The 21,534-nt window shown below is 72.5% G+C and carries 19 protein-coding genes; 7 read left to right on the top strand and 12 right to left on the bottom strand.

What is annotated here, in order from left to right; translation table 11 throughout:
- Positions 1-13: 13 nt before the first annotated feature.
- On the bottom strand, positions 14-1,888 hold the full coding sequence (locus AB0J88_RS36140; RefSeq protein ID WP_364354833.1) for a M6 family metalloprotease domain-containing protein: 1,875 nt from the start codon (positions 1,886-1,888) through the stop codon (positions 14-16).
- A gap of 227 nt (positions 1,889-2,115) precedes the next feature.
- Between AB0J88_RS36140 and AB0J88_RS36135 the strand changes: the two genes are divergently transcribed.
- Together AB0J88_RS36135 and AB0J88_RS36130 are read left to right on the top strand one after the other, a co-directional pair.
- The gene (locus tag AB0J88_RS36135) at positions 2,116-3,570 is read left to right on the top strand and encodes a serine/threonine-protein kinase (RefSeq protein ID WP_364354836.1); all 1,455 of its coding nucleotides are present in this window, start codon (positions 2,116-2,118) and stop codon (positions 3,568-3,570) included.
- 255 nt (positions 3,571-3,825) lie between these two features.
- On the top strand, positions 3,826-4,107 hold the full coding sequence (locus AB0J88_RS36130) for a hypothetical protein (protein ID WP_364354839.1): 282 nt from the start codon (positions 3,826-3,828) through the stop codon (positions 4,105-4,107).
- Here the strand turns inward: AB0J88_RS36130 and AB0J88_RS36125 are convergent.
- The 5 genes from AB0J88_RS36125 to AB0J88_RS36105 all read right to left on the bottom strand — a co-directional run bounded on the left by AB0J88_RS36125 (position 4,064) and on the right by AB0J88_RS36105 (position 9,788).
- Positions 4,064-4,270, bottom strand: a complete 207-nt coding sequence (locus tag AB0J88_RS36125) for a hypothetical protein (protein ID WP_364354842.1) — start codon at positions 4,268-4,270, stop codon at positions 4,064-4,066. The genes AB0J88_RS36130 and AB0J88_RS36125 overlap by 44 nt on opposite strands.
- Positions 4,271-4,344: 74 nt before the next feature.
- The gene (gene aceB / locus AB0J88_RS36120) at positions 4,345-5,919 is read right to left on the bottom strand and encodes a malate synthase A (protein WP_364354845.1); all 1,575 of its coding nucleotides are present in this window, start codon (positions 5,917-5,919) and stop codon (positions 4,345-4,347) included.
- Positions 5,916-7,193: a heterodisulfide reductase-related iron-sulfur binding cluster gene (locus AB0J88_RS36115; RefSeq protein WP_364354848.1), complete on the bottom strand. Its 1,278-nt coding sequence runs from the start codon at positions 7,191-7,193 to the stop codon at positions 5,916-5,918. Before AB0J88_RS36115 ends, aceB begins: the two co-directional genes overlap by 4 nt.
- Positions 7,193-8,296, bottom strand: coding sequence for an FAD-binding oxidoreductase (locus AB0J88_RS36110; protein ID WP_364354851.1), 1,104 nt, complete (start codon positions 8,294-8,296; stop codon positions 7,193-7,195). The genes AB0J88_RS36115 and AB0J88_RS36110 overlap by 1 nt, the downstream gene beginning before the upstream one ends.
- A gap of 40 nt (positions 8,297-8,336) precedes the next feature.
- Entirely contained in the window at positions 8,337-9,788 is a 1,452-nt protein-coding gene (locus AB0J88_RS36105) for an FAD-linked oxidase C-terminal domain-containing protein (RefSeq protein ID WP_364354854.1), read from the bottom strand.
- 99 nt (positions 9,789-9,887) lie between these two features.
- Here AB0J88_RS36105 and AB0J88_RS36100 point away from each other — a divergent pair, with 99 nt between their 5' ends.
- Positions 9,888-11,402, top strand: coding sequence for an Nramp family divalent metal transporter (locus tag AB0J88_RS36100; protein WP_364354857.1), 1,515 nt, complete (start codon positions 9,888-9,890; stop codon positions 11,400-11,402).
- A gap of 54 nt (positions 11,403-11,456) precedes the next feature.
- On the opposite strand, the gene selB is transcribed toward AB0J88_RS36100, so the two are convergent.
- A complete protein-coding gene (gene selB / locus AB0J88_RS36095; protein WP_364354860.1) occupies positions 11,457-13,241 on the bottom strand; it encodes a selenocysteine-specific translation elongation factor in 1,785 nt (594 codons plus the stop codon).
- 36 nt (positions 13,242-13,277) lie between these two features.
- On the opposite strand from selB, the gene selD reads away from it, so the two are divergent.
- Positions 13,278-14,276, top strand: coding sequence for a selenide, water dikinase SelD (gene selD / locus AB0J88_RS36090; protein WP_364354863.1), 999 nt, complete (start codon positions 13,278-13,280; stop codon positions 14,274-14,276).
- Between the two features lie 90 nt (positions 14,277-14,366).
- Here the strand turns inward: selD and AB0J88_RS36085 are convergent, their stop codons facing one another.
- Positions 14,367-15,308, bottom strand: a complete 942-nt coding sequence (locus AB0J88_RS36085; protein WP_364354866.1) for a serine/threonine dehydratase — start codon at positions 15,306-15,308, stop codon at positions 14,367-14,369.
- 28 nt (positions 15,309-15,336) lie between these two features.
- Between AB0J88_RS36085 and AB0J88_RS36080 the strand changes: the two genes are divergently transcribed.
- A complete protein-coding gene (locus tag AB0J88_RS36080; RefSeq protein WP_364354869.1) occupies positions 15,337-16,503 on the top strand; it encodes an ankyrin repeat domain-containing protein in 1,167 nt (388 codons plus the stop codon).
- Between the two features lie 54 nt (positions 16,504-16,557).
- Positions 16,558-17,385: an SAM-dependent methyltransferase gene (locus tag AB0J88_RS36075; RefSeq protein ID WP_364354872.1), complete on the top strand. Its 828-nt coding sequence runs from the start codon at positions 16,558-16,560 to the stop codon at positions 17,383-17,385.
- A 13-nt stretch (positions 17,386-17,398) separates the two neighbouring features.
- Here the strand turns inward: AB0J88_RS36075 and AB0J88_RS36070 are convergent, their stop codons facing one another.
- Together AB0J88_RS36070 and AB0J88_RS36065 are read right to left on the bottom strand one after the other, a co-directional pair.
- Positions 17,399-18,262, bottom strand: a complete 864-nt coding sequence (locus tag AB0J88_RS36070; RefSeq protein ID WP_364354875.1) for an ROK family protein — start codon at positions 18,260-18,262, stop codon at positions 17,399-17,401.
- On the bottom strand, positions 18,259-18,600 hold the full coding sequence (locus AB0J88_RS36065) for a helix-turn-helix domain-containing protein (protein ID WP_364354878.1): 342 nt from the start codon (positions 18,598-18,600) through the stop codon (positions 18,259-18,261). Before AB0J88_RS36065 ends, AB0J88_RS36070 begins: the two co-directional genes overlap by 4 nt.
- A 61-nt stretch (positions 18,601-18,661) precedes the next feature.
- On the opposite strand from AB0J88_RS36065, the gene AB0J88_RS36060 reads away from it, so the two are divergent.
- Positions 18,662-19,294, top strand: coding sequence for an NAD(P)H-binding protein (locus AB0J88_RS36060; protein WP_364354881.1), 633 nt, complete (start codon positions 18,662-18,664; stop codon positions 19,292-19,294).
- A gap of 17 nt (positions 19,295-19,311) precedes the next feature.
- On the opposite strand, the gene AB0J88_RS36055 is transcribed toward AB0J88_RS36060, so the two are convergent.
- A complete protein-coding gene (locus AB0J88_RS36055) occupies positions 19,312-20,565 on the bottom strand; it encodes a YibE/F family protein (RefSeq protein ID WP_364354884.1) in 1,254 nt (417 codons plus the stop codon).
- Positions 20,566-20,571: 6 nt separating this feature from the next.
- Entirely contained in the window at positions 20,572-21,495 is a 924-nt protein-coding gene (gene nrfD / locus AB0J88_RS36050; protein WP_364355325.1) for an NrfD/PsrC family molybdoenzyme membrane anchor subunit, read from the bottom strand.
- Between the last annotated feature and the right edge of the window lie 39 nt (positions 21,496-21,534).

The following is a 21,534-nucleotide window of genomic DNA, read 5'->3' as shown; positions in this document are numbered from 1 at the left end:
ATGGACTAAGGCCTTACGTCCCGACGGTGATCTCGATCCGCCAGCGGTCCAGCGTGCCCGCGTCGTCCTGTGAAAAGTCGGTCACGCGGAGCAACCATGGCCCGGCAACCGGCTGCCCGACCATCGGGGCCAGTGCGGACGGCGGCTCGGTGTCGAGCTCGACGTGCAGGTTGCGCCCGGTGCGCACCCGGTCGTGCAGCACCGCCCGCCGGCCGGTCGGCGAGAGCAGCACGATCCGCAGGTCACCCGCGAACGGGTGGGTGATGTCGGCCTCGAAGGTCATCGACCGCACGGTGCCCGGCGAGTCGAAGGTGATCGTGTCGGCCACGCCGTTGGCATCGCCGTCGGGGATGGCCGCCCGCGGCTCGCTCTTGCCGACCACCGTGGCGCCGGCGTCACCGACCTCGCCGACCAGGAACGAGATCACCTCGCCCGGCGCGCTCACGTCCGAGATCGTCAGGCCCGACTCGCTGCCGTCCCAGCGCCGGGTGGCCGGGCGGGTGGAGTGCGAGACCGCCGTGCCCTCGACCCGGCCGAACAGGTCGCCGCCGTCGCCCTGGTTGGCGTTGGCCTCCAGGTCCAGGTGGCCGTCGGCCTGGAGCACCGCGCACTGGTAGTGCTGCTCGCGGGTGCCCTGCTGGAACTCGTTGGAGCCGCGGATGTCGCAGTGGTAGACGGCCAGCCCGCTCGACGGCAGGTGCAGGTCGAAGCCGGCCCTTGACCGGTTCTCGACCAGGAAGTACTCGTTCTCGAGGTCGGTCCGGTAGCGCATGACGGTGTCGTAGTCACCCTGCCTGGCATCGAACCGGCCGCCCGCGTTGAGGTCGACCTCGTTGCCCGTCCAGCCGACCAGGTGCCGCAGGTACGCGCTGATCGGCGCCGGCGTCTTGCCCCGGTCGAGGTGGTTGCCGGCGCCCATCACGCAGTACATGCCGACGCCCGCGCTCTTGAAGTCGTCGCCCTCGCGCTCGGCCAGCCCGTAGTCGTAGAGGTCCGGGAAGCGGCAGAGCATGTGCCCGGCCTCGTGGCAGAACGTGCCGATGCTCAGGTCCTCGGCGCGCCGCCCGGCGCTGGTGACGATGTAGAGCTCGGTGCGCACACCGTTGTATTCCTTGCGGTGCACGAAGTTGTGCGGCCACAGGTCGCCTTTGTATTCGGTCTGGCCCGCGTACATGATGCACAGCGAGTCGACGATCCCCTCACCGCACGAGTCGAAGCGGGACAGGTCGACCCCGGCGTCGACGGCGAGCTGGATCGCCTCCGGGACCAGCAGCCCGTCGGTGTTGGCGTAGGCGAGGCGGGGACGGCTCATCCGGTACGGGCCGACGACCACGTTGCCGAAGTCGAGCCGACCGGTCGACATGGTCTGGAAGTAGCCCCGCACCGACCCCGCGTTGCCGCCGCCCGTGTAGCCGGTCCCGTTGAGCAGGCCGTCGACCTCGGACGTGCCCACCGCGGCCGGCGTGTCCGGAAAGTCCACCAGAATGGTCAAACCGGTCACGGTGCCGGAGCTAAGGCGCCGGCCGGGCAGCAGACCGCCGCTCGGGCCGAAGGTCAGGAACTTCTCGCGGCCGCCGGCCACCTCCCCCGGCGGCACCATGGCCTCGTGCCGGGCCTTTACCCGACCGTTACGAACGGCGGCCGCCTCGTGCAGGTGCCGCTGGACGCCGGTCGGCGGCGGCCCGGCGTCCACCCGCCGGCCGGTCGAGGCGAAGCTGCCGGAGTCGAGGTCGGCGTAGCAGTAGGCGCCGGCCGCGTGGTCGTAGACGGCGGTGTATCCGTCCGGGGTCTCGTACCGCGCGTACATCTCGTCACCCAGCACGACCAGCGCGACGTCGTCGCCGTCTCGCTGCTGGAACCGCAGGGTCTCACCGAAGATCGCACTCACCGGACACCGCCTTCGCCTGTGGACGGACCGACGCTAGTCGGACGCTGACGTGACGGCAGTCACGGATCGGACATCGATCGTGACACCGCCCGGACAGGGGACGCTGTCCGTTCGGACGGACCCCCGCGCCCCGCGTCCACTGGGCCAGGGCCGCTAAGGTTGCGCGGGGGGAGGGCACAGGCTTGCCCTGGCGGGGCCTAACACCTCGCAACACGGGGTACGGAGGCATGATGCTCAATCCCGGAGACGCGCTTGGCGGGCGCTACCGGCTGGCAGAGCCCATCGCCAGTGGCGGTATGGGTGAGGTCTGGCGTGCCAGCGACGAGGTGCTCGGCCGCACCGTCGCGGTCAAGGTCCTGCATCCCCGCGCCGTCGGCGACCCCGGATTCAGCGCCCGCTTCCGGGGCGAGGCACGCACCATGGCCACCCTCCGCCACCCGGGCGTGGTCGACGTCTACGACTTCGGTGAGGACACCGACCCCGACGACAAGACCGTCGTCTACCTCGTCATGGGCTTCGTCGACGGAGAGTCCCTCGCACAGCGGATCAAGGCGGCCGGGCGGCTCAGCCCCGCCGAGACGATGGCCATCGTGGCCCAGACCGCGCACGCCCTGCAGGCCGCGCACGACGCCGGCGTCGTGCACCGGGACGTCAAGCCCGGCAACCTGATCGTGCGCCCCGACGGCCAGGTCGTGCTGGTCGACTTCGGCGTCGCGCGCTCGGCCGAGGCGGCCGAGCTGACCGGCGTCAACGAGCTCGTCGGCACCGCGCTCTATATGGCACCGGAGCAGGTCGCCAAGCGGGCGATCACCCCGGCCACCGACATCTACGCGCTCGGCGCGGTGGCGTACCACTGCCTGTCCGGGCACCCGCCCTTCATGGGCGACAACGCGCTGACCATCGCACTGTCCCACCTGGACGAGGAACCGCCACCGCTGCCCGACGACGTGCCGCAGGCCGTGCGCACGGTGATTGCGACCGCGATGGCCAAGGATCCCGACGACCGGTTCAAGAACGCCGCGGCGATGGCGCAGATCGCCGAGGCCGCGATCGGCACGCGGAGCTCCGACACCGCGACGGCGCTGACCCGCGCGGGCGCGACGGCGCTGCTCGCCGGCGGCCCGGCGACGACCCGCCCACGACCGGGCTACGCGTCCGGTGCCGCCCCGGTCGGCCGCGGACCCGGTGACACGTTCGCCGGCAGCGACCCCCGGACGACCGGCAGCCGGACGGGCGTCGGCCCCGCGCCCGCGGGGCTCGTCGGCGCACCCGGCCCCGGCGGGCCACCGCCCGGCCGGCGCAAGCGGCTCAGCGCGACCCAACGGGCCAGCATCATCGCGACCGCGCTGATCGGCGTGGCCGCGGTGGTCATGGCGATCGCGCTGGCCAACATGGGCGACAAGACGAAGGACGGCGGTCCGGCACCGACACAGCCCGCCGAGGCGTCGATCGAGCCGAGCGTCGTCGACCCGACGGTGACCAGCAGGCCCAGCGACGTCACGACGACGCGACCGCGCAACACCACCTCTCCGCGCAACAACAACCCGCCGGCGACCACCAAGCCCCCCGCGAGTGCCACCAAGTCCCCGGACGACGACGAGCCGACCCAGGATCCGCCGACGACGCAGCCGCCCACCCCGCCGGCTACGAACGAGCCGACGGAACCGCCCGCCGGCAACTGAGCAAGTCGCGCCCGGCATTCGCGAAGTGCAAGTTGCGCCTGGTCAGACACCCGATCGGGATCGTTTGATCGGCGTACGCGATGGGCCGTGCGGACGCGATCGGACGCCGGAGTGGCACCCGTGCGGCGTCCTACTGTGACGATGAACACCAGGTGAATAACCTGGTGGCCAATGGGAACCGAAAACGCGCAAGAGCCCGCGGTCGCCCGCGGGCTCTTGAATGGCCTTGTCCTTTGCGGCACCTGTGGCGCCGACATGACCGCCGAGACGATCCGAGGTCTCCGGCGGTACATCTGCCGGTGCAGCCGGGCCGTGCCCGCCGACGAGCTAGACGTGCTCGTGCTCGGCCGGCTCTACGACCGGAGACGGTCGTCGGGCCGCGTCGATCCCGTGCGCCTGTGCGACGAGGCGCACCTGGTCGACACCTACCTGCGCGGCGTGACCGTCGGACCGGACTGGACGCGCCCGACGATCCGCTGGGCCGAGGCGGCGGCTACTTCGACGGCTGCGGAAGGTCGCAGTCGACCTTTGGGTTGACGCCGAAGTAGTTGAGCGGGCCCGCGATGATCGTCACGACGGTGTTGCTGGCCTCGGCGCAGTTCGTGTCGTCGTTGCTGAAGTAGCCGCGCTGTCCTGCCGCGATCGCGCCGATGATCAGCCAGATCACGACTATCAACCCACCGATTCCCGTGGTGCGCACAGTTCCTCCCAGGTCCGCTGTTCCCGCGCTGCGCGGGTGTGGCCTGATACCCGATCAGGACTGTGCGGCAAACACTAGAGAATCTCGTATGCGTCGATGGTCAGGAAGTCCGGCATCGTCTCGCCCAGCGTGACCGCCGTGAAGACGGCCTTTGTCTCCTCGGGCCGGCCCTTGTGCCAGACGTCGTCGCCGACCTCGGCGCGGATCGCCGCCATCTCCTCGTCGAGGACCTGGGCGACCAGCTCCCGGGTGACCTGCCGGCCGTCGTCGAGGGTGACGCCGTGCCGGATCCACTGCCAGAGCTGGCTCCGGGCGATCTCGGCGGTGGCCGCGTCCTCCATCATGTTGTTGATGCCGGCCGCGCCGCGGCCCGAGAGCCAGAACGAGATGTAGCGGAAGCCGACGCTGACGTCGTTGCGCAGCCCGGCCTCGGTGATCGCACCCGGCGTCGCGGCCGCGTCGAGCAGGTCGCCCGCCTTGGTCGCGACGTCGTCGCGCTGCCGGTCGATCTGGTTCGCGCGCTCCCCCAGCACGGCGTCGAACTCCGCGGTCGCGACCGGCACGAGGTCGGGGTGGGCGACCCACGTGCCGTCGAACCCCGCGCCCGCCTCGCGCCGCTTGTCGGCCCGCACGGCGTCGATCGCCCGCTCGTTGGCCGCCGCGTCGGTGCGCGACGGGATCAGCGCCGCCATGCCGCCCATCGCGAAGGCGCCGCGGCGGTGACAGGTGGCGACGAGCAGCTCCGTGTACGCGCGCATGAACGGCGCCGTCATCGTCACCGAGAGGCGGTCGGGAAGGACGAAGGCGGGGTTGTCCCGATAGGACTTGATCATCGAGAAGATGTAGTCCCAGCGGCCGGCGTTCAGCCCGTACGAGTGGTCGCGCAGCTCGAAGAGGATCTCCTCCATCTGGAACGCGGCCGGCAGCGTCTCGATCAGCACGGTGGCGCGGAAGGTGCCGTGCGGCAGGCCGAGCGCCTCCTGCGTGAACACGAACACTTCGTTCCACAGCCGGGCCTCGAGGTGGTGCTCCATCTTGGGCAGGTAGAGGTAGGGCGCCTTGCCCCGGTCGAGCAGCGCCTGCGCGTTGTGGAACGCGAAGAGCCCGAAGTCGACGAGCGAGCCGGACGCCGTCCTGCCGTCCTCCGCGAGCAGGTGCTTCTCCGGCAGGTGCCAGCCGCGCGGCCGCACCAGCAGCGTGGCGGTCTGCTCCCGCAGAGCGTAGTGCCGGCCGTCGGACGAGTCGTAGGTGATCGTGCCGCGTACCGCGTCCATGAGGTTGGCCTGTCCCTCGACCTGGTTGCTCCAGGTCGGGCTGTTGGCGTCCTCGAAGTCGGCCATGAAGCCCTTGGCACCCGAGTTGAGCGCGTTGATCACCAGCTTGCGGTCGGTCGGACCGGTGATCTCGACCCGGCGGTCGGCGTAGTCCGGCCGCGGCGGCACCACCCGCCAGTCGCCGCCGCGCACGTCGGCGGTCTCGGGCAGGAAGTCGGACGGCGCGGCCCGTTCACGGCGGGCGGCCACCAGCTCGCGGCGGCGGCCGTCGAACCGCTCGTGCAGGTCACCGAGGAACGCGAGCGCCTCGGAGGAGAGGATCTCGGCGCGGCCGCGCTCGCTCAGGTCGGGGTGGTCGACTGCGCGCAGCGTCATGGCGCGACTCCTCGGATGGATGCGTCCAACAGGGTCATCGGATGGTAGATCGGAACAGCCCGGTCGCGCCCGAGATGGGCGGTGATCTGCAACGCACAGCCCGGGTTGGCGGCCGCGATCGCGTCGGCGCCGGTGGCGGCCAGGTTGTCGGCCTTGCGCTTGCCCAACTTCGCCGCCGCGTCCGGCTGGAGCAGGTTGTAGACGCCGGCCGAGCCGCAGCACAGCTCCCATTCCCTCGGCTCGACCAGGGTGATGCCGGGTATGCCGCGCAGCAGCGCCCGCGGCGGGATCCGCACACCCTGCGCGTGCGCCAGGTGACAGGCGTCGTGGTACGCCAACTTCAGTGCGACCGGGTGCCGGGCGGCCTGGGCCGGGTGGGCGTCGAGCAGTTCGTGCACGTCGCGCACCTTGGCGGAGAACGCCTCCGCCCGCGCCGCCCACGCCGGGTCGTCGGCCAGCAGGTGGCCGTAGTCCTTCATCGCCGAGCCGCAGCCGGCCACGTTGACCGCGATCGCGTCGAAGCCCTCGTAGGCGGCGATCGTCTGCCGGGCCAGCGCGAGCGACTCGGGTTCCAGGCCCGAGTGCAGCTGCAGCGCGCCGCAGCAGCGCGGCTTGCGGGGCGCGTGCACCTCCCAGCCCTCGGCGGCGAGCACGCGCACGGTGGCCGCGTTGACGTCGCCGTAGAGCACGCGCTGGATGCAGCCCTGCATGAAGGCCACCCGACCGCGGGGTTCGACGGTCTTGCTGGCCTGGGTCACCACCGCGAGGCGCTGGGTGGCCGCCCGGACCGGCACCTTGGGTGCGAGGGACAACATCGCGCCGATCCGGGTACGCAGGGCGCGGTCACCGAACATCCTCGCGAGCCCCATTCGGCTCTGGGCGGCGATCGCCGGCACCATCGCGCGCAGCCGCCCGGGGTGGGTGAACAGCGCGAAGATGGCGGCCCGATGCAGGCGCTCCTTGCGCGAGCGCAGCGGGCTGCGCTCGAGCTGCGGGCGGACCTGTTCGATGAGCCGGTCGTACTGGACTCCGGACGGGCACGCGGTCACGCAGGCCATGCAGCCGAGGCAGCGGTCGAAGTGCTCCACCATGGACGACGAGAGCGGGTCCTCGTGGCCGACCCGCATCAGCAGGATCCGGCCGCGCGGCGAGTCCATCTCGTTCTCGAACACCGCGTAGCTCGGGCAGGTGGGCAGGCAGAAACCACAGTGGACGCAGTCTTTGATGAGCTCCGGGTCCGGCGGGCGGCGCTCGTCCCAGGCGGTGTCGGTCATCAGATGCCTCCCACGTACGTGCCGGGGCGGAACGTGCCGGCCGGGTCGAAGCGGGCCTTCACCCGGCGCATCAGGGCCAGGGTGCCCTGGTCCGGCGCGGGCCAGGGCTCGTCGACCAGTCCGGCGCCGTCGAGCACCGCTGCCTTCCGTGGTCGCAGGGCTTCCCGGGTGGCCTCGACCCGTTCTCTCAGGTCTTCGCCGGGCGGGAAGGACAGCCAGGAGACGCCGAGGGCGGCACGGGAGACGACGGTGGCGTCGCCGGCCGCGGCGATCACGGTGGGGAGGTCGGTCGGCAGCGCGGAGACCTTGACCACGGCCTCACCACGTTGGGCGGCTCGTTGCGCGGCCCAGATCGACTCGTCGTCGAGCACGACGTCGGTGTCCACGGGCTGGAGGAGCTTCGCCGCATGGGCGGCCCGTTCGGCCGCGGTGACCCCGCCGAAGCGGACCAGCACCCGGCCGGACTTCGCGCGCCAGGACGCGTCGAGGGACATCGCTTCGAGGGGGTGCCGGGACATCGTCAGCACCGCTGTGGTGAGCGCGGCCGGGTCGTCGGTGCGAGCGACCAGGGTAGCGGTGCCTGCCGGCAGCGGGTGCAGGCGGAGGGCGACCTGGGTGACGAGGCCGAGCGTGCCGTAGGAGCCGGCGAACAGCTTGCCCAGGTCGTACCCGGCGACGTTCTTGATGACCGTGCCGCCCGAGCGGGCGACCGAGCCGTCCGAGAGCACCACCGTGATGCCGATGACCAGGTCGCGGACTCCGCCGTAGCGATGGCGCGCCGGACCCGAGTCGGCGGTGGCGACCAGGCCGCCGACGGTGCCGCCCCGGTCCGGCGGGTCGAGCGCCAGCCACTGACCCTCACGGGCCAGCTGCCGCTGCAGGTCGGCCAGCGGTACGCCCGCCTCGACGATGGCGGTGAAGTCGCCGGGGTTGTGGGCGACGATCCGGCTCAACCCTCCGGTATGGACGGTGACGGTGCCGGCCGCGTCCTCCCCGCTCCACTCCTTGCGACTGTCGTTGCCCGCCGGGCGTATCGTGGCGCCCTGGCTCGAAAGCTCTTTGATCGTGGCCGCGGCTTCGTCGAGGCTGCTCGGCGTCGTCATGGCCCGCTCCGCGGGCATCGGACCTCCAGGCTGCGCCATCTCAGAATCGCTCCGCGATTCCAGCCGCTTCGAGCGGGTGCTGCCGGTAGACGCCTGGCACCTCGCCGCAGAGCCGGGGTGTCGGCATCACCTTGCCCGGGTTGGCGCGGCCGTCGGGGTCGAAGGCGCAGCGCAGGCGTTGGAACGCGGCCAGGTCGTCCTCGGCGAACATCTTGGCCATGTGCTTGCGCTTGTCGACGCCGACGCCGTGCTCCCCGGTGATCGAGCCGCCGGCCTCCAGGCACACGTCGAGGATCCGGCCGGCCAGCTCCTCCGCCCGCGCGGCCTGCCCGTCCACGCCGGCGTCGAAGCAGACCAGCGGGTGCAGGTTGCCGTCGCCGGCGTGGAAGACGTTGGCCACCGTCAGGCCGTATTCGGCGGCCAGCTCGTCGATGCGGACCAGCACGTCCGGCAGGGTGGTGCGCGGCACGACGCCGTCCTGCACGAAGTAGTTGGGCGAGATCCGGCCCATCGCGGGGAACGCGGCTTTGCGGGTCTTCCAGAACAGCTGGCGCTCGGCCTCGTCGCGGCTGACCCGCACGTCGTCGGAGCCCTGTGCCGCGCAGATCTCGGTGACCTGCGTGAACTGGGCGTCGCACTCGGCCTCGGCGCCGTCGAGCTCGACCAGCAGCGCCGCGCCCCGGCCGACCGGGTAGCCGGCGTGCGCCATCGCCTCGGTCGCCTTGATCGTGGTGGCGTCCATCATCTCGATCGCCCCGGGCACGATGCCGGCCTGCACGATCGCCGAGACCGCCTCCCCCGCCTGTCGCGTCGAGTCGAAGAACGCGACCAGCGTGCGGGTCGCCTCCGGCACGGGCACCACCCGCAACCAGATCTTCGTCGCCACGCCGAGCGTGCCCTCGGAGCCGACGAACGCGCCGAGCAGGTCGTACCCGGGAGTGTCGAGCTCCTTGCCCCCGATGGTGACCAGCTCGCCGTCGGGCAGCACCACCTCGAGCCCGGTCACGTAGTTGGTGGTGAAGCCGTACTTGAAGCAGTGCGCGCCGCCCGAGTTCTCCGCGACGTTGCCACCGATCGTGCAGACGATCTGGCTGGACGGGTCGGGCGGGTAGAAGAAGTCCGGCGCGACCGCGGCGGAGACGGACGCGTTGGTGACGCCGGGCTCGACGCAGACGCGGCCGTTGTCGAGGTCGACCTCGAGGATGCGGGTGAGCCGGGACAGCACGATCAGCACGCCGTCCTTGACCGGCAGCGCGCCGCCGGACAGGCCGGAGCCGGCGCCGCGGGCCACCCAGGGGACGTTCTCCTCCGCGCAGACGGCGACACACGCGCGCACCTCCTCGGCGGTGCCGGGGAGCACCGCCAGGCGCGGGACCTGCTGATATTGGAGGAGGCCGTCGGACTCGTAGGTGCGCAGGTCATGGTCGTCGAGCAGCAGCCAACGGTCGCCGACCACCCGGCGGAGCCGCTCGACCAGTTCACGCCCGTCCATCCCCTTGACCTTACGCCCGCGCGGCGCCTGTTGCTTTGACCGCCATTCATATACGACTATGGATCTCTGCCCGGGGGCTCTTCCACGCGAGGAGGCGCCATGGACCAAGCGTTCGACGTCCGTCCCTCATCTGACGACACCAGGCCGCTCGGCGTGAGCCGGCCGCCGCTGGCCGTCGCCGACCTGCCCGATCCCGAGGAGGTGTTCGGGGTCCGGCGGATCGGACCCCGCGAGCTTTTCCAGTACGCCGTGGGGCCGAGCCTGATCGCGCTCGGCATCTCGATAGGCAGTGGCGAATGGCTGCTCGGCCCGCAGGCCGTCGGCCAGTACGGCTTCGTCGGCGTGGGCTGGGTGATCCTGGTCTCCGCCGTGCTGCAGACCTTCTACAACGTGGAGTGCTCGCGCTACGTGCTGGCAACCGGTGAGGCGCCGGTCGTCGGCTGGGGCCGGGTGCCGCCCGGCTTCAAGCTCTGGGTGCCACTGTCGGTGTTCGTGGTGATCTTCTCCTTCATCGCGGGCGGCTGGGCGGCCGCGGCCGGGCAGGGCGTGTACGCGCTCGTGCACGGCGCCGTCGCACCCTCGGGAGCCGAGGAGCCACGACTGTGGGCGATCGGCCTGCTGCTGCTGGTCTTCTTGATCACGGTCGCGGCCAAGCGGATCAGCCGCGCGTTGGAGCTGGCCAACTGGGTGATGGTCGGCGCGATCCTGGTCGGCCTGCTGCTGATCGACCTGTTCGTGGTGCCGTTCGACCTGTGGTGGGAGGGCATTCGCGGTTTCTTCACCCCGGCGGCCCCGCCCTCAGGCATTACCGCGACCCAGCTCGGCGGCCTGGCCGGCTTCACCGCGCTGGCGTCCGGCCTCAACTGGTACGTCATGGGCCACTACCGCGACAAGGGTTACGGAATGGGTTTCCGCACGGGCTACATCTCCGGCCTGCGCGGCGACCGCAAGGAGATGCTGGCGAGCGGCGTCACGTTCCCCGACGACGCGGCCAACACCGCCCGCTGGAAGCGCTGGTACCGGCTGCTGCTCACGGACATGTGGGGCGTCTTCTTCATCGGCGCGATGCTCGGCATGCTGCTGCCGACCATCCTGATGGCGCACGCCGTCAACCTCTCCGGCGAGCGACCGACGGCCGCCTCGGTGCCGACGTTCGTCGCCTCAGCGCTCGACGCCGAGTACGGCCGCTGGATGTTCTACCTGGCTCTGGTGCTCGGGGTCCTGGTGCTGTTCAGCACCCAGCTCGGCATCTTCGAGGGCATGGTGCGGGTGACCACGGACGCGGCCCACGCCACCAGCCCGCGGCTGCGCCGCCTGCTGGAGGGTGACCCGCGGCGGTTCTACTACCCGTTCATGTTGCTGCTGCTGGTCGTGATCGGGGTGGTCCTGCACCTGGCGGTGCCGGTCAACCTCGTCCAGTGGTCGGCGAACATGTCGAACTTCGGCGCGCTGATCTACCCGTTCATGCTCATCTACCTCAACGCCCGGCTGCCGAGGGCGGCCCGGCCACGACCGTGGCACTATGTGCTGCTGGTCATCAACGTCCTGTTCTTCGGCTTCTTCTTCGTGAACTTCATCGCCGACTTCTTCGGCGACCCCCTGGTCGTCTTCTGACCCGTCTCCACCCCCGGGACGAGGGTCCGCCGGCCGCTTTCGGCCGGCGGACCGTCACGTCACCGACCGCCGGTCATCGGCGTCGCGAACCGTCGCGCCACGACGGTCAAGGAGCTCGAGCAGGGGCACGGCAACCCGGCGGGTGGTGCCGAGCGCCTGACGGGCGGCGCTGAGGGTGAACGGTTGGGCTATCCCGCGCAGCACCTCGACGGCCTGCTCCACCGACTGCGGCGGCAGCACGATGCCGTCGGCGATCTTCACGAGGGCGCCGGCGCGGACCGAGGCGGCCAGCTCGCGTGGGCCGAGTCCGACCGCCCGCAGCCTGTCGGCTTCGGGTGCGTGGAACGGCCTTTCGGCTAGGTCGGCGGCGAGCTGGTCGAGCGCCGTCTGGATCGGTTCTGGCAGCCCGGGGTTACCGGGCCGCGCAACCCGGCCGTCGCGCGTGACCAGCGGGGTTTTGACCAGGGCTTCTACGAGGGCGCGGTCAGGTAGGCCGAGCGCGCGGCGAAGAGCTTCCACCGGCATGCCGGGTTCGAGGGGGTGGGCGGCCGCGTGCCGATCGACCGCCTCGATCAGGCTGGCTCCCAGCCGCTCCCAGAGCGCCGGGTCGACGTACCAGTCACCGACAACCGGGCCTACCAGCTCTGTCGCGTGCTGTTCGGTGGGTGCCGGTGCTGGCGGCAGCGGGACGCCCAGCATGCGTAGCGCGGCTCCGGTGAGTAGGCCGCGGCGGCGGAGTTCGCTGGCTGCGTTCGGGCGGCCGTCCATGGTCATCAGTTCGGTGGATCGGGCCGCCGCCGCTCCTCTGCGCCGGAGTGTGGGTGGCAGTGGGTCGAGCACCGTGACGCCGCCCGCGACGTGGTGGCGGCCCGGGTCGCGGAGCAGGGCGCGGTCGCCGATCCGCAGCGGCAACGATCGTCCTAGGCGCAGGCGCGCCGTGTCCTTGCCCAGCGGGCGGACCGTGGCGGCGACCGCCGCCGAACCGACGTGGAGCACCAGGGCGGCCGGCAGGTCGGCTACCGGGTCGCCGTGGACCCGCACGTCGAGCAGGTCCGTGTGGCGGAACGCGTCGACCGTGAGCAGTGCGTCGCCGCGACCGACGGCGTCCTTGGGCACGTTGCGCAGGTTGACCGCCACCCGGGCCACCGCCGGCACCCGGTCGGCCGGGCGGCCCAGGGAGTGCAGGCCCTTGACCCGCACGTGCCGCTCGCCGAGGGCGAGCGTGTCGCCGGCCCGCAGGGTGCCGGCGCCGAGCGTGCCCGTGACGACCGTGCCGCTGCCCTGGATGGTGAAGGCGCGGTCGACCCACAGCCGCACGGGCGCGTGCGGGTCGGCCGGCGGCAGCGCGGCGACCAGGCGGTCCAGCGCGGCCCGCAGGTCGTCGAGCCCGGCGCCGGTCGCGCCGCTGACCGCGACCGACTCGACCGCGCCGAGCGAGGTCTTCGCGATCTCGGCGGCGGCCTGGCGGCGCGCCGGCTCGGGGTCGGCGAGGTCGACCCGGGTGACCACGAGCAGGCCGCGGGTGACGCCGAGCGCGTCGAGCGCCGCCAGGTGCTCCGCGGACTGCGGCATCCAGCCCTCGTCGGCACCGACCACCAGCATCGCGGCCGGGACCGGGCCGACGCCGGCCAGCATGTTCGGCACGAACCGCTCGTGGCCGGGCACGTCGACGAACGCGAGCGTGGCGCCGGACGGCAGGTCGGTCCACGCGTACCCGAGGTCGATCGTCATCCCCCGCCGCCGCTCCTCGGCCCAGCGGTCGGGTTCCATCCCGGTGAGCGCGCGGACCAGCGTCGACTTGCCGTGGTCGACGTGACCCGCCGTGGCGACGACGTGCACCCCGCAACTCTGCCACCGCCGGGGCAGGATTGACGCATGACCTACCGGCTGACCCAGTACGCGCACGGCGGTGGCTGTGCCTGCAAGATCCCGCCCGGCGAGCTGGAGACGGTCGTCGCCGGCCTGGTCGGTGGCACTCCCCCGGACGGCCCAGGCGAGCTGATGGTCGGCCTCGACGACGGCGACGACGCCGCGGTCGTGCGAATCAACGGCGACACCGCCGTGGTCGCCACCGCCGACTTCTTCACGCCGGTGCTGGACGACGCCTACGACTGGGGCCGCGTCGCGGCGGCCAACGCGCTATCCGATGTGTATGCGATGGGCGGCACCCCCCTCGTAGCCGTCAACCTGCTCGGCTGGCCCCGCGACGTGCTCCCGATGGAACTCGCCGCCCATGCGCTGGCGGGCGGTCTCGACGTCGCCCGCGAGGCCGGTTGCCACGTCGCCGGTGGCCACAGCGTCGACGACCCGGAGCCGAAATATGGCATGGCGGTGACAGGCATCGCCGACCCGGCGAAGCTGCTGCGCAACGACCGCGGCGCGGCCGGCATGCCGCTCACGCTGACCAAGCCGCTCGGCGTCGGGGTGCTCAACAGCCGCCACAAGCAGACCGGCGAGGTCTTCCCCGAGGCGGTGACGGCAATGACCACCCTCAACCGCGACGCGTCTGCGGCGGCGCTGAAGGCCGGCGCCGTCTGTGCCACCGACGTGACCGGCTTCGGGCTGCTCGGCCACCTGCACAAGCTGGCCCGAGCCAGCCGTGTCACGGCCCGCATCGACGCGGCCGCCGTGCCGTATCTGGCCGGCGCCCGCGACGCCCTGGCCGCCGGCTATGTCAGTGGTGGCACGAAGCGCAACCTCGACTGGGTGCGCCCGCACCTGGACCCAGGATCGATCTCGGAAGACGAGCTCCTCCTGCTCGCCGACGCCCAGACCTCGGGCGGCCTCCTGGTGGCGGGCGAACTGCCGGGCTATCCGGTGGTCGGCGAGCTCGTGCCAGCCCGAGCCGACGGAGTGGCGCTGGAGGTGCGCTGACGCGCGGTGGACCAGTTTGGCGCTCATGGTGATGAGTACCGGTGGAGCGGCGGAAGGTTCAACGATCAGGCCGCCGCTTCGCCCGGCGAGCTAGAGATCAACCGCCGTGGTGTTGGCGCCGCTCAGGACGAACACCGGCACCTCGTCGGGTCCCGGCGCATAACGGCCGCTGAGCAGGGCCGCGAACGCCGTCGCGCCGCCGGGCTCCACCACCACCCGCAGGGTCTCCCACAGGGCCCGCTGGGCGGCGCGGATCTCGTCGTCCGAGACCAACAGGACATCCCGGACACCAGCGGCGATCACCGGGTACGTGTTGACGCCGATCCGGAGCGGCGCCAGCGAGTCGATCGCCACGCTGCCCACCGGCGCGTCGACCGGTGCCCCCGCGTCCAGCGCCTCCCGCAGTGTCGGCGCGCCGGTCGGCTCGACCCCGTACACCGGTCCCGGGTGGCCGGCGACCAGACCGGCGAGCAGGCCGCCACCGCCCACGGCGGCCAGCAGCGTGGTCGGGCCGGGCACCTGGCGTGCGACCTCGACCGCGATCGTCCCGGTGCCGAGCATCGTCTCGATCTCGTCGAACGCGTGCAGCCGCAGCGCGCCCGACGTGGCCCGGAAGCGCTCACTGGCCGCCAGGGCGTCGTTGTAGCTGTCGCCCTCGACGACAAGCTCCGCTCCGTACCCCCGAATCCGTTCGATCTTGGCCGGTGAGGAGACCGTCGGCACGAAGACGTGGGCGGGGATGCCAAGAGCGCGGGCCGCGTACGCCGCGGCGGCGCCGTGATTGCCTCCGGACGCGGCGACGACGCCGGCCGACGGCACCGGGCGCAACAGCAGGTTGGCGAACGCGCCGCGTGCCTTGAACGAGCCCGAATGCTGGAGGAACTCCAGCTTGAGGACGAGCGGACCGGGCGACAGGCCGAAGTCCGCCCGGTCGACGGTCAGCACGGGAGTCTCCCGGACGTACGGACGGATCAGGTCGGCGACCCGCGCGATCTCCGCGCCGGTCACCAACTCAAGGGCGGTGCTGGTCACCAGCCGACCTTAGACGGGCTAGGTTGGGATGGTGCAGCCGCCCGGTGCCGCGTACCTGCGACTGGCCTGCCTCTCGTACGCCGAGGACGACGACGAGGCGCCGCAGCGCGCGCTGGCCGCCGCCCGGGTCCTCGCCGAGCATCCGGACCTGCCCCGCACCGACCCGCACGTCGCGGCAGCGGCGTCCGATGTGGACTCGCTGCGGAAGCTGCTCGACGCCGACCCGGGCGCGGCCGATCGGGCCGGCGGACCGTACGACTGGCCGCCCCTGCTCTATCTCTGTTTCGCCCGGCACGATCCCGCCCTGGACGAAGCGGCCGTGCTGGCCACGGCCCGGCTGCTGCTGTCGGCCGGCGCGGACCCGAACGCGCGGTTCCACTGGCGCGGTCTGGACCCGCCGTTCACGGCGCTGACCGGTGCGTTCGGCGGCGGCGAGCGCGGCCAGCCACCCCACCCGCACGCGACGGCACTGGCGCGCGTGCTGCTCGACGCCGGTGCCGACCCCGACGACGGGCAGGCCCTCTACAACCGGATGTTCACCGCGGACGACAGCCACCTGGAGCTGCTGTTCGCCTACGGCCTCGGTTCGAGCGACGCCGGGCGCTCACTGCTGCGCTACCAGCTGCACTGGGCGGTGACGCATGGCATGACCGCACGGGTACGGCTGCTCGCCGCACACCACGTCGACCTCACCACTCCGTTCGATGGCGGGCCGACCCCGGCCGTGCTGGCGCTGACGTCGGGCTACCCGGAGCTGGTCGCCGCCCTCGAGGTGCCGACGCCGGAGCTCGCGCCGGCGGACGCGTTCGTGGCCGCGGCCCTGGCGGCCGACCGGTCGACCTGCGAGGCGGCCGACCCGGCGGTCGTGGCGAGGCTGCGCGCCCACCGGCCCGGCTTGGCGGTCTGGGCCGCCGCCCACGGCCGCCCCGGTGCGGTCGGCCTGCTGCTCGACGCCGGTTGGCCGGTCGACGCGCTCGGCCGCACCGACCTGCCGCGCGACGACCCGTGGCAGACGGCACTGCACGCGGCAGCGGAGACCGGCGACGAGGCGCTGGCCCGGGACCTGTTGGCCCGCGGCGCCGACCAGGCGGTGCGCGACGCCCGCTTCGGCGCCACTCCGGGCGACTGGGCGCGGTTCTTCGGACACTCCGAGGTAGCCGCTCTCCTGGCACCCACCGACCCGGACGGGTCTTGAAACAAATTCCTTTTTGTGCTATGATGTCCGTTGTTGGTGGCTAGCCTTCGGTCCGTGCAGACCAGCCAAACCGCTCTCCTCGCAGCCGCCGCCCGCGCGGCCCACCGCCTCGTCGACAGCGCGCCCCACATCCTCGACGACTACCTGGCCGAGCCGCTGCTCGGCGACCGGGCCGAGGAACTGCTCGCATACCACCGCCTGCACGGCGACCACCCGATCCTGGCCGGCGCCCGGGCGCAGACCGTGGTCCGCAGCGCCTTCGCCGAGGCCGCGTTGGGCAGTCTTGTCCATCGTGGACCCGCGCAGTACGTCGTGCTCGGCGCGGGGTTCGACAGCTCCGCCTACCGGCTGGACCTCAACGGGACGCCGGTCGTCGAGATCGACCACCCGGCCACCCAGGCCGCGAAACGTGCGGCGCTGTCGGCTGCCGGCGTCGACGCCAGCCACGTGACGTTCGCGGCGGTCGACCTCGCGGCCGGCGCGCCGCTGCCCGCCCTCGACCGCTCCCGGCCGACGTTCGTGAGCTGGCTCGGTGTGGTGATGTACCTGTCGCCGGACCAGGTGGATCACACGATCGCGCTGCTCACGGATGCCCTCGCGCCTGGCTCGGAACTGGTCTTCGACCACATGCTCCCGCCTGACCTCCGGGACGCGGACGGCAACCTCTATGCGGAGCAGGTGGGCGCCGTAGCCGCCGCCGGGGGCGAGCCGTGGCGCTCGACGTGGTCACCCGCCGACGCGGCCGCCCTCCTCGCCCGACACGGCTGGAAGGTGCTGACCCAGCCCGACGCCCACGTCGCGGTCCCGGCATCGATGTGGTCCCGCACCGACGCCCTGCGCCCGCTCGGTCTCGCGACCCTCACCCACGCCCGCTTCGCCTGACCAGCCGAAAGGTTCATGGGGAGACGGTGGGAATGTGCTTCGATCCCACCTGCTCGGCCAGGTGCAGAGCACCCAGGACCACGAGGTTGGCCGGGTCCTCGGCCTGCCGCACGGTGCAGGCCTGCCAGAGCTGCGGCAGCGCGTACTCCTCCGCCGCCCGCAATGCCGCCCGCACGTAACCCGCATACTCGAGCGTGCCGCCCGCCAGGACCACCGCCTGCGGGTTCAGCAGGTTCACGACCGTCGCGATGGCTCGGCCCAACGCCTCGCCGGCGACACGGACGGCCTCACCCACGCGCGGGTCGGCCACCCGCAGTGCCGCGTGCACCCCGGCCGGCGCGAGCCCCGTCGCCGTCAGGATCGCGGCGCCACCGGCCACCTCGTCGAGCCGGCTCACGCCGCCGCCAGGTGACGGCACCGGGATGCTGCCGATCTCGCCCGCCCAGCCGCTGACCCCGTTGACCACGCGGCCTTCGGCCATCCAGGCCATTCCGATCGCCGTGCCGGCTACCAGCACCGCGGCCGTCGCGTCAGCGGGCAACGTCCGGCCCACCTGCGCCAGGGCCGCGCGGATGTCGTTGACCAGTATCTGCGGCACCCCGAGCAGGTCGCCAGGCCGCCAGCCGGCCAGGCGCGGCAACACGTCGGAGATCTCGACCCGCCCGTCGTCGACGAGACCGGGGACCGCCACCCCAACGGCTCGCGCCGCTACCGGCAGCGAACCCGCGAACGATCGGAGGTGCTCCTCGAGCTCCCGCGGACCAGCCGACGGCCCGGTCGGGACCCGCGACGAGGCCATGATCGAGCCCCCAGGAAGGCGGGCCACCAGCAGCATCTTCGTGCCCCCGATGTCGACCCCGATCGTCGGCGCGGTCATGCCGAGCGCGCCCGCAGCACCTCGGGCTGGTGCGCCGCGGTCCACGCGCAGATGGCCGCCAGCGGTTCCAGCAGGGTGCGGCCCAGCGGAGTCAGCGCGTACTCGACCCTTGGTGGATTCTCCCCGTACGCGGTGCGGGTCAGCAGCCCGTCGCGCTCCATCGCCCGCAGCGACTCCGTGAGCACCTTCGCCGTCACACGCAACGGCACGATCAGCTCGCCGAAGCGGCGTGGGCCGTCGCGCAGGCACACGATGATCTTCATCGTCCACTTGTCACCGATGCGGATCAGCGGGCGGTCCGCGGTGCAGTCGCTGAAGAGGTCCGGATCCAGGGTCACATCAGCAACCGTAGCCAGTTTCGTTGCGGTAACCGGCATACCGAGGGCTACCGTCCGCGCCATGAAAAGCATCATCGTCTTCGGCGCCGGTGGGCGGGCCGGGCGGCGGATCGTCGCCGAAGCAATCGCCCGGGGCCACCGGGTCACCGCCGTCGTCCGCGACCCCGCGCGCCATCCCGATCTCGAAGGGACCGCCGTGAGCGGTGACGTGACCGACGCCCGACAGGTCGCCGCCCTGAGCAAGGGCCACGACGCCGCCGTGCACGCCGCCGCGCGGATCGACCAGGCCGACTTCTTCGCCGACGCGGCACGGGCGCTCGTCGCCGGCCTGGCCGAAGCCGACGTCCCACGCCTCGTGGCGATCGGCATCGGCACCACGCTGGAGGTCGCGCCGGGACTGGCCGTCCACGACACCCCCGATTTCCCGGCCGAGCACCGCGCCTTCTCCCTCGGCCACGCCGCCCAGGTCGACGTGTTGCGAGCGGCCGACCTCGACTGGGTCCTGCTCGTGCCACCACCCACCCTGCTCGACGACGCGGCGAACGGCACCGGCACCTACCGAACGGGCGGCGACAACCAGGTGCTACCGACGGGCGACATCCTCTTCGCGTACGCGGATCTGGCCGTCGCCGTGGTCGACGAGACCGAGCGACCGAGGCACCACCGCGCGAAGGTCGCGGTCGGACCGGTCTAGCACCGCAGCGACAGCGGTCACCGGTCGACCTTCTCGTCCGGGGCCAACGCGGCCAGTACTTCCGAGCGGTCGGTGCGCGGCTTCGGAGGGCGACCAGCACGAGGCGGCCGGTTGCTCGCCGTCGCCACGAACGCGGCCAGGGCCGTCGTGATCGGCACCGCGGCCACGAGACCCAGCGTGCCGACGACACTGCGCACGATCTCCTGGGCGATGAACTCCGCGGTCAGGACCTCGCCGACCCCGCGCCCGCCCGCGATCACCAGAAGCAGGACCGGGAGGGAGGCACCGGCGTACGCCAGGACGATGGTGTTGACCGTCGACGCGATGTGCGCCCGGCCGACGCGGGTGCCGCCCCGATAGAGCTCGCGCCGGCTCAGCGACGGGTTCGCCCGGGCCAGCTCACCGACCGTCGCCGCCTGGGTGACCGTGACGTCGTCGAGCACCCCGAGCGAGCCGATGATGATGCCGGCCAGCAGCAGGCCGTGCAGGTCCACGTCGCCGTGCAGCAGGGAGAGGGTGATCGCGTTCTCGTCTCCGTACCCCGTGAGGTGTGAGAACGCGATCGCCAGCGTGCCGACGCCGCCCGCGAGCACCAGGCTGGCCAGGGTGCCGAGCACCGCGACCGAGGTCTGGGCGGTGAGGCCGTGGGTCAGGTAGAGCACCACGAACATGATCAACGCGGCGCCGGTGACCGCGATCGGCAGCGGTGGGCCGCCGCCGAGGATGGCCGGCAGGATGAAGCCGAGCAGCACCGCGAAGCTGACCGCGAGCCCGGCCAGCGCGGCCAGCCCCCGCCAACGCCCGAAAGCGATGATCGCCGCCGCGAACGCGACCACGAGCCAGAGCAAAGGCGAACCGCGCTGGTGGTCGGCGATCGTGTAGACCGTGGCCGTCGGGTCCTCGGAGTCGGTCAGCGGGGTGACGATCACCGCGTCGCCGACCTCGACGCTGGGTGCGCCCGGGCCGGACGGCAGCTCCGTCTCCCGCGTCTGCCCCTTGTCGGGGCCGGAGTCCAGGGTGACAGTGGCGGCGCCGCACGGCCCCGGCTCCGACTCACCCGACGGGGTCGGCGGGCAGAGCGACGTCACGATCGACGTGACCGTGGCGTGGAAACGCGGCACCGGGTCGGCCTGATCGGGCTTGGGCACGTCTCGCGGCCAGAGCAGCACGGTGGCGATGGCGGTCGCCACGAAGGCGGGCACCAGGACGGCGGCGAGGATGATCCGCAGGCGGCGGGGCGCCCGCGGCGCGGGCGGGTGGTCGTGACCCATCGACGGTCAGGCGCCCAGACGTTCCCGTTGCGGCACCACGGTGTACTTCGGGTCCTCCGCCGACGCCAGGCCCGCTTCGAAGACCCCGAGGCGGGTCGCCAGGGAGCCGGCGAGCAGCGCACCTCCCGCGAGCGCCGACACCGTGCGGCTCCGCGAGCCGAGCAGGGCACCGACGGCCCCGGCGGCGGTCAGCACCCGGGCGGCGCGCAGCAGCTTGCCCGCCTTGCCCGTGCGGTAGGGCTCGCTGAGCAGGCCCATCCGGTGCTCGACCCCGTGGGTGGCGGTCAGCTCCATGGCGGCGCCGGCCACCGCGAGGGTCCGCGCCGGGCCGGCCTGGGCCGTCGGTGCACCGATCAGGCCGGCGGCGCCGCCACTGGCCAGCGCGCTGCCGGCGAAGACGAAGGGCAGCCGGGGGTACGCCTCGTGCCAGGCGGGCGTCGCGGTGTCGGAGATGAGCACCGCGGTGTACGTGGCCATGGCCGGCGCGAGAGCGGCGGCGGCGAGCCCGCCGGCCCGGCCGACGGTCGGCAGCGCGCGGGCGGCCAGCCCGAGCGCACCCCGGCGGGGCAGGTAGGGCGCGGCCTCGGCGGCGGCCGCCACGCCCGCGGCCGCACCGAACGCGCTGAAGATCCAGGTGCCCATCGACATGGGCGAGGTCGGCTTGGCCACCCGCAGCATGTTGATGAAGCGGCTCGGCCGGCCCAGGTCGACGATCAGGAAGTAGGCGCTGGCACCGAGCGCGGCCAGGGCCGTGAGGCGGCCGGTGGCACGCAGCGCGGGCCGGTCGGTCAGGTCAGCCCCGGCCGCGAGCAGGGCGGAGCCGGCCGCCAACCCGCCGGTGAAGAAGTAGGCGGAGATGTCGTGCGTCCAGACGGGCGCCTTGACGATCGGACGCCCGTAGTAGGACCGGAACTCGGCGGGCGGCACCATGACCCGGTCGCCCTTGCCGCCGCGGACCCGCTTGTCACT

It is taken from the genome of Asanoa sp. NPDC049475 (genome assembly GCF_040676915.1).
Lineage (GTDB): Bacteria > Actinomycetota > Actinomycetes > Mycobacteriales > Micromonosporaceae > Asanoa.
This window is presented reverse-complemented; position numbering and strand designations above follow the sequence as displayed.